Genomic DNA, 18,238 nt, shown 5'->3' with positions numbered 1-18,238 from the left:
CGAAAAGGACATGCTATGATAAGGGAATTTAAACTTTCTATACAGTTATTATATTGTAGCGCTCTTTTAGGACAGGTCGATAAGATTTTGAAGGCATCATGCTACACTATTTTTGGATAGGCTGTTGTATAGGTATAGGAGGAGTTTTGTGGTGCGTACGGTTTTTAGAGGAGATTCCATCCGCTTCGGATATGATAAACACCATCCCGTATTAAAGGACATCGCAATAACGATTGAGGATCAGAGCATATATGGTCTAGTCGGTCCAGCAGGCTCGGGAAAAACAACATTAGCTAAAGTGATGCTTGGCCTGGAAAAGCCGGATCGCGGAACATTGACGTGGTTTAATGAGCGTATTAATCATAGCACCAATCGTAGAGTTGGCTATGTACCGCATAAGAAAGCATTGTTTTATGACTTGACGGTTTATGAGAATGTCATGCTCTTCGGCAAGCTTTACCGTCACCGGGGAGCACGGTTAAAGCAGCAGGTAGAGCAGGCACTCCAGCTAGTAGGCCTATGGGAGGAAAGAAGGCAGGATGCTTTAAGCTTGACAGATGAACAGCTGCAGCGCTTGAATATTGCATGCGGCATGGTACATCGGCCGGATGTCATTATTTTTGATGAAGCTACCTCAGGCATTGAAGTGGAAGCGATCCCATTTATTCATGCCATCGTTCGTCAGTTGCATGATCTGGGCATGACGATTATATATTTGTCGCAGAACATTGCTGAAATTGAGCAGCTGTGCACGCATGTTGGTGTTCTTAAGGATGGATGTATGATTGCTGAAGGTAGACTTGATTCACTTATTGCACAATATTTCAAAAACCCAGTAGCCAAGCTGGAGCTGGAAGAATATGTTGAGGAATTAACTACTCAGCTCTCGCACTATTCCATTTTGTATTCTGAGGCAAACACACTTTTACTTGAAGCGATGGATCAGCAGCATGATTTTCAGAAAATTCGCTCAGTACTGGGCAAAAAGCTGCGACGTATTTCGCCTGTCGAACCCCGGTTGGCGAATGTATATGACCGTCTGGTTCGCAGACCGCGTATCGATCACCATTCCTTGTAAAGCTGGTTAACTGGAGGAGAAGAAGGTATGCAAGTTTTTGAGTTGTACATTAGGCGATTGGCAAAACGCAAAATACTGTTAGGCAGCATGATTATGCTGCCAGTTCTGTTCGCAGTGCTGCTTGCAAGCCTATATGAGCCTTACGCTAATATGGAATACGTAGACATGCTTAACAGTATGGTTGGCATTCTCATGATATTAACGTTAATGAACTCGATGTTGTTTTACGGAGACAAGCAGCATATGACAGCGCAACGTGTGCTGTTAAGCATCCATAGCAAATTCAGCTATTATTGTCAGATGGTTGCCGTGTTCTTAACGATAAGTGCTGTTCAATTAGTGGCAATGGAGATATGTTCAGGTGTTTTATTGCCTGGAGGCTTCCCGTTGTCGCTTATGGAAAACATTATATTTTTTCTAGCCTATGGCTTGTTTAATATTATTGCGGCGGGCGTGGGACTGCTTGTTATGAATCAATCTCGCTCGAAGCACGGGGGAGGGTTGAAGTTAACAGCTATCGTTTGCTTGTTAGTCTTGTTGAGCGGAATGTTTTGGGCGGGAGGAGAGCCGCCTGCTTTTTTCAAGCATGCTGCTGCAGTATTGCCAACCTATTGGCTGACGAAAGTCATTTCAATTCTATTGGATGGTGTAAGCCGCAATATGACGCAGCTGCTTATGTATATGACTTGCTTAACGCTATGTGCTAGTTTCATCATGTTGATGCTGTCTCGTACAAAGACTGAAAACATATAGAAACATTCAGGGAAGGTATTGCCGAGAGTTAAGAAACAGGAAGGAGAATTCATTTGCTGTTTTATAGTCGATATCTATCTGACGACCCTGAGGATTTGACCACAGAGCTAACAATGATGCAAGCATATATGGTTCATTGCAGTGGCAAGGCGATTCATCGCAAACCCTATCTTTATGAGCTTCCGGCAACGATGACCTATGCCCAGCTTCGAACCGCTCTGTATCGCGCGATTAGCAGCCACGCTTCTCTTCAGGTATGGCTGAAATACGAGCGGAAACTTGCAAGATATGTTCAGTATCTTGTGCCGCTGCCGCCACTTAGTGAGTGGCAGATTCCCGTTGTCGCGCTTTCGATGCATCCAGAGATGCATATTATTACTCAGGAGCATAGTGTTCTATTATTAGAGGGCTATCCGTGGCGCGTTAAATTTATGGAGTTTGAGGGCAAACGATATTTGTATTTGGAATTCCATAGTATCTGCATAGATGATTATGGGATCAAGTGCTTTGAGGATACTTTGTTTCGAGCTTTTTCGAGTGGATATCAGCTGCCTGCTGGTAACTTGTCCTCCTATCGGCTGCTGCACAATATGGAGATTATTACGTCCAAACAACGATTGGAACGACGAGAGTCTGAGAGCTTGTCAACTGGCAAAAAACGCAGCATGAAAATGATGGCGATTCCATTCGAGCTAACACAAGAGCAAGTGGCTTTAGTCGAACAGGTTGCTCATAGCTATCAAATTGACTTGCCCGTTGTCTATCAGCTTATCGTTGAGCACATGCTGGGCTATCGCTGTGAGGGCAAGCTGTATGGAATGATCGATAATTGGCGTTCAACGCTGCGTAATTATGATGAGGTAGGCTGTTTCTATTATATGAACGCAGAGGCAGTTCAAGGACTTGGGACTATGCGCAGCAGATTAATGGCGTTGCAGCATCAACGTCAAAAACGCAAGGAGGGCGATTTTGCAGGTAGAAGAAAGCGTCCTGATCTATCGGTAGTATATAGCTTTGAAGAATCGCTCTGCCAGCATCTGCAAGAGGTGTTTGCTGATCAATACTGCACGTATGAGATGTTTATCCGTATACGCCGTGGACAAGCAGGTACTACGGTGCGATTTGAATATAGTGTTGAGCATTGCTCCAAGGAACAAGCTCAACAGCTTTACTTCCGTATGATTAGCATTATTGAGCTTTTACGACAACAACTGCTCGCCGATTGTGCTTCATAAGTCTTATAGCTTATGAGTCTTTTGGACGCATTTAGGATGATAGAACGAACTAATTTTCAACAGATAGGATGAATTTTCGCAATAATAAGACAATTTCGTGCACAGCTTGTCCAACTCGCTATGATTAGGACATAGAGAGGTGATGCACATGCAGGAAGAAAGCGTACAGCAGATGGGAATCATTGAATCGCTTGCCAGTCGCATGGCTCTATGGATGAATAGGGAGCGTGAAGGTGATCACATCGACTATCTGAAGATGAAGCTAGGAATTGAGACGATTCTCACGAATCTATCAAAAGCAGTTATTGTGTATGGCGTAGCTGCAATCTTGGGACTTTTTCTTCAAACGTTAATTCTTCATCTGACATATGCGGTATTGAGAAGATACTCCTACGGCTTGCATGCAAACTCAAGTACAGTTTGCAGTATCGTCAGTATCGTCTTATTTATCGGCACACCTGTTCTAAGCCAGTACATCCCGTTTACTCACTTGATGGTTATCGGATGTGGACTATTGTTTATCGTTCTTCTGTATCGATATGCACCAGCAGATACAGACAAGTCTCCTATATTGGGAGCGGAAAGAAGACGTGCACTACGTAACAAATCAGTAGTCGCGTGCGCTGTGATTACAGGAATTGCTTTACTGTATCCAGACCCATTCATTAAGAGTCTTCTTATGTTGGGCATGGCGATACAACTCGTCATGATCCTACCACTCACATATAAATTATTAAAAAGGAGTGTTAAAAATTATGAACAATACGAAACAGAATCAAGGTCTGCTTAACGGTATGAAGGGTATGGCTTCCAAATTTATGGGTAATGTCGCTATGAAAAGCGGCGAGCAAGCTTTGGAAAGTGCATGTTCATATTTTGCACACGAGCCGAAAATTCCGATGGAGCTTCTTAAGCAATCGAAGTAATCACATTCAGACGTAATCAAAATGGATATAATAGACTTTTCCAGGTTGGATAAACTCTGACATGGAAAAGTCTATTTGTTTATACGGACTAAATATTAACCATCTAAAATCTAGATCAGGATATGATATAATATAGTACAGCTGATCATCCCTGTAAATCTTAGAAAAGATAAGAGGTTACCGTATGGCCGATATTATTAATATCTCGTTGCAGACTATAACGATATCATTATCGATTTATATTCTATTTCAGTATCAACTTAGTAAAAAATTACTATCAATTTTGCTTACTGGCTCTGTATTGCTCGGATATCCACTATTTATGTGGCAAGGAGTTATAGGAGTATTTATCTTACTTATATTCTGGGTTGTATCTCTTATTATTCTACATAAAATGTTGTTTCCTAGTGTTGTATATCCAGTAATCTCTTTGATCAATTTAGTAATTAGTAATTATATTGTTAAGGCCGCATTAATATTTTTTACTGATATGCCGGTTGAATACTTAGAATCTGCTCTGTATATTGATATTATTAATGTTTTCACTTGTATTGTCACACTTGTACTAAGTTTCATCGTCTCCTATTTACTATCCAGCTTTTTCAAGCAGGATAGCTTTATGCGCAGCTACAGCACAGTTTTTACAATCCTCAGTGTTGTCACGTTAATTATTTTCTACATAAATATTTTAATAGGAAAGCAGTCGGGTTTTTCGGATGAAAATATTCGTGCGAACAGTGTACTATTTATTTTCTATTTTACGATTCTAATTGGGGTCTGTATCTTACTTACAAGAATGATTGTAAAAGAAACGAATATGCGCAACCAACAGATTCAGTATGAACGCCTGACGGAATACACAGAAAATCTTGAGCAAATGTATACGAACATGCAGAAGTTTCGTCACGACTACATTAATATTCTGTTGTCGATGTCTGAGTATATTCGTTCAAGAGACATTGATAAGCTTGAGCAATACTTTAATAACAACATCATGCCGATTAGTATGAATATGAAGTCGAATACGTATAAGCTTGGTTCCTTGCATAACTTGAAAATCCAAGAGTTGAAAGGGATAATCTCTTCAAAAATCATTAAGGCCCAAGAGATGAATATTGATGCGAATGTCGAAGTTGTCGAGCCTGTTGATTCCATCAATATGGAGCCTGTTAGCTTATGCCGCAGTGTCGGCATTATATTAGACAATGCAATAGAAGAAGCGGTGCATTGCGAGCAGCCTTTTGTTCATGTTGCTTTAGTGAAAAAAGGAGGATCTATTCTTATTGTAGTGTCGAATAGCAGTCGTCCAACAACGCCTGAGCTGCATAAAATTTTTGAAAAGGGCTTTTCTACTAAAGGTGAAAACCGAGGCTTGGGTCTGAACAATTTGCGAGAGATCGTTGCAAGCTGCAACAATGTTACGCTCGATACACAAATATTAGATGGAAAGTTTACGCAAGTTTTAGATATAGCAGAGTAATCGTACATGCAATTTCATTCGCATAAAGGATTAACAAGATTTTGATAGGAGGAAGCATTCGTGCTAGAGGTATTTATTTGTGAAGATAATGATGAGCAGCGTCGGCAGTTGACCAAATACATCTCCGATTACATCATGATGGAAAACTTGGACATGAAAATTACCCTTTCGACTGCTCATTCTAAAGAAATACTGGATTATGTGAAAGCTAACAACGTAGTAGGTCTTTATTTTATGGATGTAGACTTGAAAGAAGAGAAGAATGGTATTTTGATCGCTGCAGAAATACGTGAATACGATCATCAGGGATCGATTGTATTTGTCACTACGCATTCAGAGCTAACCTATTTAACTTTTACCTATAAAGTAGAAGCCATGGATTACATATCGAAGGATCAGTACACGGATATTCAGAAACGCGTTATTGAATGCATTAATACGGCTTATCAACGCTATGTAAAAAATAGTTATACCAATCGTAAGCTGTTCCAGGTAAAGTCTGGCGAGAAGATGATTAGTATCGACTATAACGATATTCTATTTTTTGAAACGGCTGTTCAGCCACATAAGCTTATTCTTCATGCTGTGAATCGTCAGGTAGAGTTCTATTATAAGCTGAAGGACGTGCTCAGTATGGATTCGCGGTTTTATCGTTGTCACAATTCCTTCGTTGTGAATAAGGATAATATTGCCGAGGTCGATATTGCCAAACGGGAAATCATTATGATTAACGGTCAAAAGTGCTTTGTCTCTAATCGATATCTAAAGGGCCTGAAGGGAGTCGCGCTTAAAACGTGATGTCGACTAACGTAAAATAAGTCATGTTCAGTCATAGCTTGTTTATAAAAATACGCCATGCATACGCTGCATGGCGATTTGTGTTATTGTTGGTTGTTTTTGTTGTTTTGCTTATGGTTTTGCTTTTGCTTGTATGCTTCACGTACATGCTGACCATAAAGCCCTTCGCCAAATTCGGTTGCAAATTCACTTTCAGTATCAACAACACGATTCAGCTTCGTTGTTTGCACTTGTGCTTTAGACGGCTGCTTGCTGTTTTGCTTCGACATAGGAGTTCTCCTTTATGAACGAAATGGATTGTATTACGATCTTAGTATGTCTCGTTCAACAGGAGCTATTCATTTAGCCTATTGTATAAAGCGGCTTCGCAGCCAGATGCTGCACAGTAAGCTGAGGACAAGCTAGGCTTAGCTGCGTGGCGAGTAGCTCCATTGCAGGCTGTTCACTTTCTGCATGTCCAAGCACGATAAGTGCACACGGCTTGCCAAGCATGGCCGCATCCCTGACGTATTCAGGTGCTTCCCACTCCAATCCTTCTCCAATTATGATGGCATCCAGCTGATGCTCCGCAATTAAAGGTATAACTGTTGAACCATTGCCGCGAAATCCTACAAGCACCCCAACATGAACACAGGTAGCATCCAGATCGCCCCGATAGCGTATATATGGCAGCTGCAGCCGTTGTTTTACATGCTTGATTAAGGCTTCTAGCTTCAGAGGAGGAAGCTTTAGTATTGCAGCATTCGCTGTTTCGTCTGTGATAGCAGATTGCCAATTCAGCTTTTGAACGAGTGCGCGTGTAATGTAATCTGGCACATGCCGATGGCAGTGATCATGATAGCGATAAATCGCAAGCTTGTGCTCCTTAATATAGCGTTCGCGTTGCTTGTAAAGCTCTGGATCGTTTGCAGCAGGATAAGCTTGATGATGACTGTAATAGAGCCCCTCATGAGAGATGATTAATGAAATATCCAGTGCCACAGCTTGCTCCAACACTTCCTGATTCGCCATGAAGGCAATGCCTACCTTGCTTACCACCTGCTGTTCATCTCCATATAGCAGCTGATCCACCGTTTGCTCAAGCGGAGCAGGCGCGCTAGGCAGCAGCTCAATAATTTGTTTGATCGTTACATTCATCTGATATCCCTCATTCTCTTAATATGTACTGTTAGCACCATCATAGCGAACGTACAAGTTGAAGTAAATGCTCTTATATCGTTACTAGATGAAGGAGTTGAATCATATGATGAAACGTAGATGTCAAATGTGCGTATCATTTGAATAAAGAATCAGACTTAGAAAATTTATAATTAACTGTAATAATTTATATGATAAACTAGTTAGGAGATACACCGATACGGGGGAGGTTAGCTGGATGAGGCAGTTAAAATTAATAGGGTTGTTGCTAGGCGTCATCATTATTAATATTGTAGTTCTGTCTCCAGGCTTACTAGGCGTTAGTGTGAGAAGTGATTCGGTATTTGAAAAATCTGTCGCACTTACGCTGCTTATTATAAGCGGGATCGTTGTGATTTATGCAAGCTTTCGTTTTGTATTCACGATGCCTCAAGCTAATATACTGCTGCGAGAGCCTGAGTATGAGGAGATGAATTTTGAAGAAGCGCTTTTGCATTATCGTCACCACAGATTGTTTCCGGTAGAAGTAGATCTGGCACTGGATCAAGTAAATCGTATGAAGGTGAAGAAGAGCGCACTGCTTGATCTGCTAAGGCAGCGGTTTCAGCCAAATGAGTTAAGCTACAATCGTTTTTTAGGTGTTATTACTGATGTTGAGCAGTTTTTTAATCGAAATATTCAAGGATTGCTGAATAAGCTAAGAGGAAGTGAAATATCTAGTCTTTCAGCGGTCGATCAGCGTCAGCAGCGTATGTTTTCGCAGCGGGTCATGCAGCAAAAGCACCAGCTGCATCAGGAGTATACCACCTACGTACAGGGCTATGTCAGCTCCAATGAAGAGATTCTGATCAAGCTCGATCAGCTGCTGCTGGAAACGACACTGCTGAGCAGTTCTGATTTTCGTGAGCTTGAGGAGATGCCTTGCATGCAGGAGATTGAACTGCTCATTAAACAAACGAAATTTTATAAGCACTAAGGGGGAGAGTGTGTGAAGAAAAAGTTTATTACCTTAATTAGTATTGTGCTCGGGGTTTTCCTTATCGTGTATATCGGAGTTGCGCTAACGACCAACGTTGGTAAAACGGAAAAGGAAATTACGCTCGACGAGGCTAATAAAAGCTTGGAGAAGATGGTTAAGAACATTTCAGTTACAACAGCAGCGCCAATAAAAGGTCAAGTTGATCTCGATCCGGTATCTCTAATCGATACGCTGCCGGAAATTGAAAAGTTTCCGATCTCCGTAGAGCCGTCTACCTCTACATTTGTGGAGATTTTCTCCTCGACAGAAAAGTCGGGTACTGGTGTAGATGGGTGGCTTAATGAAGTAGCGGAAGCATTTAATAAAAGCGGGACCGAAGTAAACGGGAAGAAAGTGTCCGTCAAAATTCGCAATATCGCATCGGGTACAGCAACCGATTATATTCGTTCAGGCAAATACATACCAGACGGATTCACGCCTTCCAATGAGCTGTGGGGCGAGATGGTAAAGGCTTCGGGCGTTAAGACGACGATGATTGCAGATCGGCTAGTCGGCAATGTAACGGGAATTGTGACAACGAAACAAAAGCATGATGAGCTTATTGAAGCCTATGGTGAGATTAGTGTTAAGACGATTACAGATGCAATTGCAGACAATGTATTGTCCATGGGATATACAGATCCATTTGCAAGCTCCACGGGACTTAATTTCTTAGTAACGGCATTGCAAAACTTCGATTCCAGCGATGTGCTAAGCTCGACTGCCGTATCAGGCTTCGAACGCTTCCAGGCGAATGTTCCGTTCATCGCGTCAACAACCTTGCAAATGCGTGAGGCGGCGAAAACAGGCATGCTTGATGCTTTCGTACTGGAATACCAGACCTTCACAAATGCAACAGACTTTAAAGCGGGCTACGAATTTACACCGTTCGGTGCAAGACATGACAGTCCTTTGTACGCACTTGGAGATTTGCCGCAGGAGAAGCTGAGCATCCTTGAAGCATTTGTTCAATTCGTGCAGCAGGATCAATACCAGGAGCTGGGCAAGAAGAACGGCTTTAATGCCCTGGAAGACTATCAATCAGAGCTAGGGGCAATTGATGGGGCAACACTAACAGCTGCGCAGCGTGTATGGAAAGAGAAGAAAAATGCGAATCGTCCTGTTGCAGCAGTCTTTGTAGCGGATGTATCAGGCAGCATGGATGGTGAGCCGCTGAACCGTCTAAAGCAGTCTCTGCTAAGCGGTCAAAAGTATCTTGGGCGCGACAATAGTATTGGTCTAGTTTCTTATGCCAGCAATGTTGAAATCAACTTGCCGCTTGGTGCATACGATACGAATCATCAATCTATGTTTGTCGGGGCTGTAGAGAGCTTGCAGGCAGGGGGCGGAACGGCTACCTTCGACGGCATTGCGGTTGCAATTAAAATGCTGCAGGATGAAATGGCCGTTAACCCATCGATTAAGCCGCTTATTTTCGTATTAAGTGACGGGGAAACGAACGAAGGACATTCCTTAAAGCAGATAACAAAGCTAATCGAAGCGTACAAAATACCGATCTATACGATTGGTTACAACGCCAATATTGATGCGCTTCATCAAATATCAAGCATAAATGAGGCTGCCAGCATTAATGCAGACACCGATGATGTTGTGTATAAAATCAGCAATCTGCTTAATGTCCAGATGTAGCTTAGCTTTCGCAGCATGACGATGCACAATAATATAACCTGGGAGGGGTTTGCATGTCATTTAGTATGGAAGTTGTAGAGCCAGAAGTCATTAAGGCGGTTATCGAAGAGGAAGTAAAGCCAGAGCCGGAAGAGGTAACACAGCTACGAGAGCTAGCCAAAAATAATGTAAGCACGATTATAGGTCTTGATATGGAGTCTTTCGATCAACGAAGTCAGATCCTGCAATCTATTGATAAATTCGGTCTATCAACAATGCGTTCATCCTCAGAGAAAAATCAATTGTTGCAGGTAACGGTAGGGCGGTTATCCAAGTCAGGGGATGAAGGCGGCCAAGTCGCGAAAGGCTTGACGGAGCTGCACTTGCAGCTAAAGGATCTTGATCCAAGCGCCGTTGATTTTGCGAAAACAGGCTTTTTAGGCAAATTGTTCAATCCGATGCGTCATTATTTTGCGCGATTCCAAAAGGCAGATATCGTCATCTCAGATATTATTGAATCACTGGATAAAGGGAAGGTTGTATTGCGCAATGACAATACGACATTGGAGCTGGAGCAGCAAGCACTGCGTGATTTGACGAAGAGGCTACAGAAGGAAATCCAGCTTGGCGCTTTAATGGATGTCGAAATCGAAAGCCAAATTGAGCTTGCCAAGCAACGAGGAGAAGACGAGGAGAAAATTCGCTTTATAACAGAAGAGGTTTTGTTCCCACTGCGTCAGCGCATTATGGATTTGCAGCAAATGCTTGTTGTGAATCAGCAGGGGATAATGGCGATGGAGGTAGTAATTCGCAATAACAAGGAGCTTATACGCGGGGTTGACCGCGCGCGTAACGTGACCGTATCCGCTCTGAAAATCGCAGTAACCGTAGCAAGCGCGCTATATAATCAAAAAATCGTATTGAAAAAAATTGAGCTGCTTAATGAAACGACAAACAATCTGATCAGCGGCACTTCAAGAATGCTGAAGGAACAGGGAGCTGCTATCCATAAGCAGGCTCTGGAGGCGAGTATTTCCGTTGATACGCTAAAAAGCGCATTTTCCGATGTTTTGTCGGCACTTGATTCAATCAGCACGTATAAGCAGGATGCGCTTCCTAAAATGCGTGACACGATTACACAGTTCCGTGAGCTTGCCGATCAAGGTGAGAAGCAAATTTTGCGTTTGGAAAAAGGACAAAAGCTTGGGCTGTAGAATTTTAGATTATCTTTTATAAAGAAGACCGAACTATAGAAACTGTCCCCCTATTGTTAGTTGTTGTCTAACAATTGAGGCAGTTCATGATAGTTCGGTTTTTTTGTTTCGCTTAGGTCCGCAAGTCGTAAGAAGGTGCATAAGAAAGGGCATATGATGGAACCGTGGTGTTGCCAGAGATAAAAATGCTTCGCTACGTTGTTCTATACTGAAATGGATAGCGTCACTTGGTAGCGAAAAAGAGAATAAAGAGGTACATAGAGGTGGATCATAGATATATTTGCTGATATATTTTTTGTACACATGTGGATATATATCGCTTTATAGATAAATATCAAGAAATTGTGTTTGATTATGCACAACATATCCACATATAGTGGATAAGTGCATATATTGGGGCAGGAACGTGTCGAACGCTGTATATTTAGTCGTAATCATGTTGCATAATGAATGGAATAAAGTAGAACTTTGCAGCATAATGTGGGCCGATGTAGATGATCTCGAATGCTGAATTCAATGGCCTGTGGATAAGTGTGAGAAACGATAAAAATGGATGGACACGGCATAGGTGGAGGCTAATGAGCGTTGAGTAGTTGCAGAGAAAGCCGGCTCGATATGCTAGAATAGATTCAACGTTAAGGGGAGGCGCAATATATGATGGAGCTGTTAGAAAGACAAATGCTGGTAATGAAGCTTATGCTTGTCCTCATGCGGGATCGAAGAGCGAAGCAAGGACAGGTAAGAAGTGTTGGTTACATACGAGAATACGGAGAAATGCCTGAGGAGATGGGGGTATACACCCTTGGCGAGCAGACAGACGAGCAGTTAATTGCACTATCTGAGCAGATAGGCGTGAAGAAACGATTAGCAGCAGGAAAAAGCGATATTTATATGAATGATATGGGTTATGCATTAGTATGGACGCAAGCCCCAGTTGTATGTATTGCTGAGACAGAAGTCAAGGAACTGGCTAAGCTGGCGCAGCAGCTGGAGCTGACAGAAATGGTTGAAGCTGCGGTTACCTGGCATCAAGGGCAAGTATACCGTGAAGAGCTGGTTGTTATTAGTAAGGCAAACGATGAAGCGGCGCCATATGCGAAGCGAAACGAGTCTTGGCAGAAGCTGATTGCGCATTGGTGGTGCAAAGGAGATGCTAAGGAACCATCAAGGTTCCCAGCGGATTATGTGCTGCAGTATGAGGATGCGCTGAATATGAATTCGTGGGATATCTATGAACCACAGCGTTATGTAGAGCTGATGTGGGATAGAATCGAGTTTCACTACGATCCTGCAGCAGATAAGCTGTCAGTGATAGCGGGAGCGGCAGGAGCTTAGCAGGATTGAACGTGAAATCGTGGGCTCTGCTAGAGTTCGATTGAAATAATGCGAGGGAAGAGCGGGAGGCGCTGGAGTAAAGCAGAAGGATGTCATGTGACCGCTAGAAATGACAATACGTGAGTATTCATTGTGCCAAATTAGTTTTAATGAAGTTTTGAGAAGAATAAGCTACCTATATTGGAGCGACCTTTTGAAACCGAAGAAGAGACAACGTTCATATTTAGGCAGATTTAGGCATAAATTAGCCGTTGTATTAGATGTCTATTGAGCCTAGAAAACAAATGCTGTAGAATGTGTGTACAGAATGGAAATTGCACTATATAATTGTAACTAATTTACTAATCTGTGGCATAAGATGATATAGGATCATCTTCATAAGGAGGCTTCATGTATTGGCAAGAGAAGCGGGATTTTGGATTAGGCTAGGTGCGTTGCTGCTCGATGGGTTAATTATAGGCGTGCCTCTTGCAATTATATCTTTGGTAATAAGTGGAGATGCGGATCGAAACTACGTAACAGATGTTTTGTCAGCACTCTATTCCTTGCTAGTGCCTGTATTTTGGAATGGTTATACAGTAGGCAAACGAATTTGTGGCGTGAAAATTAGAAAAGTAGATGACTTTCTGCCCCCAACCTTATGGACAATGATCAAAAGAAATATTATTGCGGGCTTGGTATATGGATTAACATGCGGTATTGCTGCAATTGTAAGTGCATTTATGGTTGGTTTACGTGAAGATAAGCGCTCATTGCATGACCTGATCGCAGGCACGGAGGTCGTATATGACCATTAAATCTGCTTAATATAGGGTGAGTGATAATCGCTATGGTGATGTTACGATACGAAGACATTAAATGTGTGAATGTATTTTAAAGGATATCATCTCGTTACTCATTTGTATGAATGTCGTTTGACTGCTTTAAGTATGACTTATAATTAATAGCCCGTTTTAATCAAATAATAGCGAACGATCAGACCGAAAGCATTGGCCTGCAGGAACTTCCTGCAGGCTATTTTTATATTACAAAACTGGAAATTGAAGGTATAATAAGGAGGTAATCATATGACGATTGACATAACTAAGGTTAACGAGCAATGGTTATCGTTAAGCTTCCCATATTCGGAGAAAGCACTCAATAAGATACGTTGCATACCTGGAAGAAAGTGGATGACAGAGTTAAGATGCTGGTATGTTCCGTACAATATTAACGTTATATGTTACATGCTGCAATATGTAGCCGATCTTAATTTGCGGTTCGATGATGAATTACTTCTTGAACTGCAACAGCTGAATGGGTACGAAAAACTAAACGCTGCTGTTAAGCAAAGATTATCTGCTTATATTCAGGTGCAATCAGAGCAGAAAAAGCGAATTATAAAAGAAATCGAACGGAAGAGAAGCTGGAATGATACAGAGCGTCGGCGGTTAACTGATGCGTTGCAGCTCCGTGGATACAGTCGGAAGACGATACGTGTCTATCTGAATCATTTGGAATTATACAACAGGTACATACAAGAGAAGGGCGTAGAATGGAGCAGCACTTACCTATCAGGTTATACACTGCGACTTGCAGAGCAGCAGCTATCGTCATCTTATATCAATCAAAGTGTCAGTGCAGCTAAGTTTTATTTTGTAAAGGTGCTTAAGGAGCGTGACGATCAGCAGTATGTTCGGATGAAAAAGGAGCAGAAGCTTCCAGTTGTGCTTTCTATAGAGGAAGTGAAGCGGGTGTTGAAAGCGTTGCCTAATCTCAAGCATCAGGCGTTGCTGTATATGACATATAGCGCTGGGCTAAGAGTGAGTGAAGTGGTCAGACTGAGAATCGAGCATATCGATCGAGAAAGAGGATTGCTGATTGTAAAGCAAGGAAAGGGGAAAAAAGACCGGCAGACACTTCTTTCAGATGCAGCATGGCAAGTGCTTGAACGCTATATCACTGAGCAGCTTCCACAGATCTGGTTATTCCCCGGACAAAATCCGCAAAGGCATATCAATGAAAGAAGCGTGCAAAAGCTGTTCGAGCGTGCGCTGTTGATTGCTGGCGTGCAGAAGGATGCGAGTATTCATTCTTTGCGGCATTCATTCGCGACTCATTTGCTGGAAAGCGGCATCGATATTCGTTATATTCAGGAGCTGCTCGGTCATAAAAGCGCTAAAACTACGCAGCGCTATACACATGTAAGCACCAAGAACATAGCAAGAATAAAAAGCCCGCTCGATCAGTGAGTTAGGCTGTAATGGAGGGGATGGATGATAGGTACGAGTATGGAGCGGGGACGCTTGCGAGAGAAGCAGGATAGTAGGGGGAAATAGCGCGTGAGAGCATCAAGATAGCTCAAACCGCACAACTCCTATTATGCAGGTATTTTACGAACAAAGGCGTAAAATCCCGCAGTAATTAGGAATTTTATCAACAACAGCAAGTAGGTAGTTATAAGAAATTGCTGCAAAATGATTTTCTTCTACAATATGGTTTGGGGGTTATTTATTGATTAAAGATAAAATAATTGAAATACTAGAAAAATTACCGGATGAAGAGCTAGAAAATGTCTATTGGGCAGTTAAACATATTGAGAAAAAATACTTATTCAATTGGAATTTATTTGGTAAGGGGGTAAAAATAACGAATCAATTCGAAGAATCAGAAAAAATTGTTGCGTTATGGGATGCCACATTTGCAGGTCATATAAGTGAGGAAATAAAAAATGAAATTAATTATAACCAATTTAAATGGCACATTTTCAGTTATAAAAAACAAGCTTGTTTAACTGAGCATGCTGCAAGAAGTGCATTTAATACAACAAACAAAAATGAAGTATATGTAATGAATCAAAATTCTCCATATATAACGTTATTAAGAAACGCAAACGAAATAATTGCAGAAGATTTTGATAATGAACAAGATGTATATATTTTTGATAGTAGCTTTACTTGGACTTATGTTCAAACGCATGAATCAATGTGTGGACCCTATTTTTCAAGGCTTAATAAAAAGAATAGTGTTAGTAGCATCTAAGATGGCAGCAACTTCTTATAACACAGTATTCACGAAGCGGCTATGCCTTGGTCACTTTGATGCTTTTGACAGAGTAGTAGATTCAGTGACAACTTCCTGCGGAAGTTCGTGAATACCTGAACGTTATGTGAAACACCCGAAAAGATACTAAGGAGACTGAACATGGATTGGTTACGAGGAGGGCCCTTTTTTGAATTGAGTATTTTACTCAAAGAAGTTGATATAAATGATTTAGTAGATAAGTTATTCGAAAACCAAAGAATTAAAATCATTGATGACAATCTCAACGAAAAGATAGACTCTTATATAATAGGTTATTTATATGATGAAGATGATCTTGATTCAGTAATGATTCATTCAACTAGTATTAATCTAATAGTTGAATTGCTCGGAGAAAGAAAATCAATTGTCTTTATTGAAAGAGTCGCTGACGAGACCCAATTACTAAATTTATGTTTTTATGGGGCTGAGCATGACGCGCCTGAATGGGGACAACTAGGTATAAAAGATAAAGATTATAAGTACTTTGTTGATTTTCTAGTGGAATTAATAAACGACTTTAATGGGATTGCAGGTGCCGTCGCCTATGAAGAAGACATACTAACAGTTTATGCAAGTAATAGTATTCGTCCTGATATCGTTTATAGTTATAAAAACTTTTCATCTAACTTAATTTCGGAGCAATTTGATCTAAAGAGCTTTATCGCGATATGTTGGAATAATGAAGGATTAATAGAAAAGAGGATATTTTATGATTGAAATTCAGAGATGTCCGGTACATCAGATAACACAGCATTAACGCATCGTCGCGTGCGCTCCTCGGTCACTAGTGATGCTTTTGCATAGAAGTAAATCATGTGACAACCTGCTATAGGCAGGTTCGTTAATGCAAAAACGTTAGATGAAATTAATGCAGAACTTTTTTAGAGAGGGAAGATACAATGGATGCACTAGAATTCACATCGTCAATAGTAAAAACACTAGCTTGGCCAATTATTGTATTGGTAATTGTGTTTTTATTAAAGAAACCAATTACTCAGCTATTATTAAGCATCTCGAAATTCAAATATAACAATTTGGAGATGGATTTTGGAAAGGAACTTAATAAGATTGAGGAAACACTAGAGAAGCAGAGTATTGAACAGACGACTTTAAATAATACAATATCAACGATAAACAAAGAGAAAGAGAATGAAGTTTTATCTCTTGCTGAGATTCACCCAAGTGCAGCAATCTCGGTCGTCTGGACAATGATAGAAAAGGAAATTGCAAATACAATTAAAAGATTGGCTATTTCTCCAGATTATCCGCCTTATAACTCTACACTGAAGAATATAAATCTATTAAAGGACAACAAATACATTGATACAATTACGTATGAATTACTTAATGAATTTAGACATCTAAGAAATAAAGTAACCCATGCACACAGTGAAGGAGAGCAAATCACATATAAAGAAGCAGTAAAATATTATGAACTATCAATAAAGTTAATAAATCAATTAAGAGATATAAAAAGGTGATAGCATATCAGGAGGGCATTAACATCATCTAACATTATATCCACGCATCGGAGCCTGTCGGCTCCTTGGTCCGCGAGAAGCGATCGGCAGGGAAGCATTTCAGCGGACACATCCGCACCGACTAACCGCATCGCGGCCGGCTCCTGACGGAGCCTGAAGTCGGTGGGACGTCGTGGATATAGGAACGTTAGGCAAAATTGACAACTGATATCAAAGAGTGCGTAATATTCAAAAAAAAATTTATGAATGGGTGAGAGTAATGTCAAGAATGAGTCATGCAAGATACAGAAATGAAAGTGAGCCGATGAGTGCTTTTGACGTAGATGATAATTATGATTCATTTACAGATAATGATAGAAGAGAATTTAGATGTTTTTTTTGCAATACACAAATTCAATTTTCTAGAGGGAGATCTCATGATGATCCCCACTTTAAGAATTGGCCTTCGAAGAACCATGAGAGTCATTGTAAAGTTCCCAATGCTATAAAACAATTAGATGGGAAGAAGAAAGAGGTTGAGTTAGAAACTTTGGTTTCAACTATTCTTCCCAGAGCCATGAGTTCTAATAAAACAATTTCACCTAGTGTCAAAACCTATAAGGATAAAGAAAAAAAATATGTAGGCAAACAAACTCGTAAATTTATATATGATATTAAGAATATACTTGATCCTTACAATAAATTTGAAGTACTGAATGATTACAGAGATTTAAAATTTTTAACAGAAGATAATGATGAAGTTTGCGTCACAGATATAATATTAACTCAAGACCAAATAATAGAATCACTTGATGCAAATGGTGGAGAAAGCTTCATTTGCATTTTGAAAGCGACAGTCAGTAAGATCACAGAGATTAGAGGTAGTTATATATTTGACATGACAAAAGCGCAAAATGCTAAGTATGGCAATTCTAAAAATTTTAAATTGTATATGAATTATGATTTCGTTGAGAAGAATGAAGATAAAATTGACTCAATGAAAAAATCCTTGATAGTTTGCTATGGTATTGCATCAAAGACGGATTATGGTTATCAAATGGAATTGTACTCTATTAAAAACCAAGTAGCAATACTTACAACATTTTAGTAAA

General features: G+C 40.6%; 19 protein-coding genes. 17 read left to right on the top strand and 2 right to left on the bottom strand.

The genetic code is table 11. From position 1 onward, the window contains the following. The first annotated feature begins 151 nt into the window (after positions 1-151). The 7 genes from ACFP56_RS11085 to ACFP56_RS11055 all read left to right on the top strand — a co-directional run bounded on the left by ACFP56_RS11085 (position 152) and on the right by ACFP56_RS11055 (position 6,270). Positions 152-1,078: an ABC transporter ATP-binding protein gene (locus ACFP56_RS11085; RefSeq protein ID WP_379234339.1), complete on the top strand. Its 927-nt coding sequence runs from the start codon at positions 152-154 to the stop codon at positions 1,076-1,078. Positions 1,079-1,105: 27 nt separating this feature from the next. Further along, positions 1,106-1,831 carry an ABC transporter permease gene (locus ACFP56_RS11080; RefSeq protein ID WP_379234337.1) on the top strand — a complete coding sequence of 242 codons (726 nt, stop codon included), beginning with the start codon at positions 1,106-1,108 and terminating at the stop codon, positions 1,829-1,831. A 53-nt stretch (positions 1,832-1,884) separates the two neighbouring features. Then, positions 1,885-3,066 carry a hypothetical protein gene (locus tag ACFP56_RS11075; protein ID WP_379234335.1) on the top strand — a complete coding sequence of 394 codons (1,182 nt, stop codon included), beginning with the start codon at positions 1,885-1,887 and terminating at the stop codon, positions 3,064-3,066. Positions 3,067-3,214: 148 nt separating this feature from the next. Next, on the top strand, positions 3,215-3,856 hold the full coding sequence (locus ACFP56_RS11070) for an accessory gene regulator B family protein (RefSeq protein WP_379234333.1): 642 nt from the start codon (positions 3,215-3,217) through the stop codon (positions 3,854-3,856). Beyond that, on the top strand, positions 3,822-3,992 hold the full coding sequence (locus tag ACFP56_RS11065) for a cyclic lactone autoinducer peptide (RefSeq protein ID WP_379234331.1): 171 nt from the start codon (positions 3,822-3,824) through the stop codon (positions 3,990-3,992). The genes ACFP56_RS11070 and ACFP56_RS11065 overlap by 35 nt, the downstream gene beginning before the upstream one ends. A 184-nt stretch (positions 3,993-4,176) precedes the next feature. After that, entirely contained in the window at positions 4,177-5,472 is a 1,296-nt protein-coding gene (locus ACFP56_RS11060; RefSeq protein WP_379234329.1) for a sensor histidine kinase, read from the top strand. 60 nt (positions 5,473-5,532) lie between these two features. Next, a complete protein-coding gene (locus ACFP56_RS11055) occupies positions 5,533-6,270 on the top strand; it encodes a LytR/AlgR family response regulator transcription factor (protein ID WP_379234327.1) in 738 nt (245 codons plus the stop codon). An 83-nt stretch (positions 6,271-6,353) separates the two neighbouring features. Here ACFP56_RS11055 and ACFP56_RS11050 read toward each other — a convergent pair whose 3' ends face one another. Together ACFP56_RS11050 and ACFP56_RS11045 are read right to left on the bottom strand one after the other, a co-directional pair. Continuing rightward, complete coding sequence (locus ACFP56_RS11050; protein WP_379234325.1) at positions 6,354-6,539, bottom strand: hypothetical protein; 186 nt, start codon at positions 6,537-6,539, stop codon at positions 6,354-6,356. Between the two features lie 73 nt (positions 6,540-6,612). After that, entirely contained in the window at positions 6,613-7,407 is a 795-nt protein-coding gene (locus tag ACFP56_RS11045; RefSeq protein WP_379234322.1) for a Nif3-like dinuclear metal center hexameric protein, read from the bottom strand. Between the two features lie 238 nt (positions 7,408-7,645). On the opposite strand from ACFP56_RS11045, the gene ACFP56_RS11040 reads away from it, so the two are divergent. The 10 genes from ACFP56_RS11040 (at position 7,646) to ACFP56_RS10995 (ending at position 18,234) form a co-directional block, all read left to right on the top strand. Continuing rightward, complete coding sequence (locus ACFP56_RS11040) at positions 7,646-8,383, top strand: hypothetical protein (RefSeq protein WP_379234320.1); 738 nt, start codon at positions 7,646-7,648, stop codon at positions 8,381-8,383. A 12-nt stretch (positions 8,384-8,395) separates the two neighbouring features. Then, the gene (locus ACFP56_RS11035; RefSeq protein WP_379234318.1) at positions 8,396-10,075 is read left to right on the top strand and encodes a vWA domain-containing protein; all 1,680 of its coding nucleotides are present in this window, start codon (positions 8,396-8,398) and stop codon (positions 10,073-10,075) included. A 53-nt stretch (positions 10,076-10,128) separates the two neighbouring features. Further along, positions 10,129-11,268 carry a toxic anion resistance protein gene (locus ACFP56_RS11030; protein WP_379234316.1) on the top strand — a complete coding sequence of 380 codons (1,140 nt, stop codon included), beginning with the start codon at positions 10,129-10,131 and terminating at the stop codon, positions 11,266-11,268. A gap of 654 nt (positions 11,269-11,922) precedes the next feature. Beyond that, positions 11,923-12,603 (top strand): hypothetical protein, encoded by a 681-nt coding sequence (locus ACFP56_RS11025; RefSeq protein ID WP_379234314.1) that lies wholly within the window; start codon positions 11,923-11,925, stop codon positions 12,601-12,603. Between the two features lie 395 nt (positions 12,604-12,998). Beyond that, complete coding sequence (locus ACFP56_RS11020; RefSeq protein WP_379234312.1) at positions 12,999-13,400, top strand: RDD family protein; 402 nt, start codon at positions 12,999-13,001, stop codon at positions 13,398-13,400. Positions 13,401-13,670: 270 nt separating this feature from the next. Continuing rightward, complete coding sequence (locus ACFP56_RS11015; RefSeq protein ID WP_379234310.1) at positions 13,671-14,834, top strand: tyrosine-type recombinase/integrase; 1,164 nt, start codon at positions 13,671-13,673, stop codon at positions 14,832-14,834. Positions 14,835-15,096: 262 nt separating this feature from the next. Beyond that, entirely contained in the window at positions 15,097-15,624 is a 528-nt protein-coding gene (locus ACFP56_RS11010; RefSeq protein ID WP_379234308.1) for a DUF4275 family protein, read from the top strand. Positions 15,625-15,786: 162 nt separating this feature from the next. Beyond that, positions 15,787-16,383: a hypothetical protein gene (locus ACFP56_RS11005; RefSeq protein WP_379234306.1), complete on the top strand. Its 597-nt coding sequence runs from the start codon at positions 15,787-15,789 to the stop codon at positions 16,381-16,383. A gap of 182 nt (positions 16,384-16,565) precedes the next feature. Then, the gene (locus ACFP56_RS11000) at positions 16,566-17,147 is read left to right on the top strand and encodes a hypothetical protein (protein WP_379234304.1); all 582 of its coding nucleotides are present in this window, start codon (positions 16,566-16,568) and stop codon (positions 17,145-17,147) included. A gap of 259 nt (positions 17,148-17,406) precedes the next feature. Then, positions 17,407-18,234 (top strand): hypothetical protein, encoded by an 828-nt coding sequence (locus tag ACFP56_RS10995; RefSeq protein WP_379234302.1) that lies wholly within the window; start codon positions 17,407-17,409, stop codon positions 18,232-18,234. Positions 18,235-18,238 lie beyond the last annotated feature (4 nt).

Origin of the sequence: Paenibacillus septentrionalis (genome assembly GCF_042659865.1) — a bacterium.
Lineage (GTDB): Bacteria > Bacillota > Bacilli > Paenibacillales > Paenibacillaceae > Pristimantibacillus > Pristimantibacillus septentrionalis.
This window is presented reverse-complemented; position numbering and strand designations above follow the sequence as displayed.

What these genes read in the sequence shown, in the direction of transcription:
- ACFP56_RS11015 (WP_379234310.1), top strand. Translation starts at nt 13,671, where the DNA reads ATGACGATTGACATAACTAAGGTTAACGAGCAATGGTTATCGTTAAGC.
- ACFP56_RS11080 (WP_379234337.1), top strand. Translation starts at nt 1,106, where the DNA reads ATGCAAGTTTTTGAGTTGTACATTAGGCGATTGGCAAAACGCAAAATA.
- ACFP56_RS11050 (WP_379234325.1), bottom strand. Translation starts at nt 6,539, where the DNA reads ATGTCGAAGCAAAACAGCAAGCAGCCGTCTAAAGCACAAGTGCAAACA.
- ACFP56_RS11045 (WP_379234322.1), bottom strand. Translation starts at nt 7,407, where the DNA reads ATGAATGTAACGATCAAACAAATTATTGAGCTGCTGCCTAGCGCGCCT.
- ACFP56_RS11070 (WP_379234333.1), top strand. Translation starts at nt 3,215, where the DNA reads ATGCAGGAAGAAAGCGTACAGCAGATGGGAATCATTGAATCGCTTGCC.
- ACFP56_RS11030 (WP_379234316.1), top strand. Translation starts at nt 10,129, where the DNA reads ATGTCATTTAGTATGGAAGTTGTAGAGCCAGAAGTCATTAAGGCGGTT.
- ACFP56_RS11040 (WP_379234320.1), top strand. Translation starts at nt 7,646, where the DNA reads ATGAGGCAGTTAAAATTAATAGGGTTGTTGCTAGGCGTCATCATTATT.
- ACFP56_RS11065 (WP_379234331.1), top strand. Translation starts at nt 3,822, where the DNA reads ATGAACAATACGAAACAGAATCAAGGTCTGCTTAACGGTATGAAGGGT.
- ACFP56_RS11000 (WP_379234304.1), top strand. Translation starts at nt 16,566, where the DNA reads ATGGATGCACTAGAATTCACATCGTCAATAGTAAAAACACTAGCTTGG.
- ACFP56_RS11005 (WP_379234306.1), top strand. Translation starts at nt 15,787, where the DNA reads ATGGATTGGTTACGAGGAGGGCCCTTTTTTGAATTGAGTATTTTACTC.
- ACFP56_RS11025 (WP_379234314.1), top strand. Translation starts at nt 11,923, where the DNA reads ATGATGGAGCTGTTAGAAAGACAAATGCTGGTAATGAAGCTTATGCTT.
- ACFP56_RS11060 (WP_379234329.1), top strand. Translation starts at nt 4,177, where the DNA reads ATGGCCGATATTATTAATATCTCGTTGCAGACTATAACGATATCATTA.
- ACFP56_RS10995 (WP_379234302.1), top strand. Translation starts at nt 17,407, where the DNA reads ATGTCAAGAATGAGTCATGCAAGATACAGAAATGAAAGTGAGCCGATG.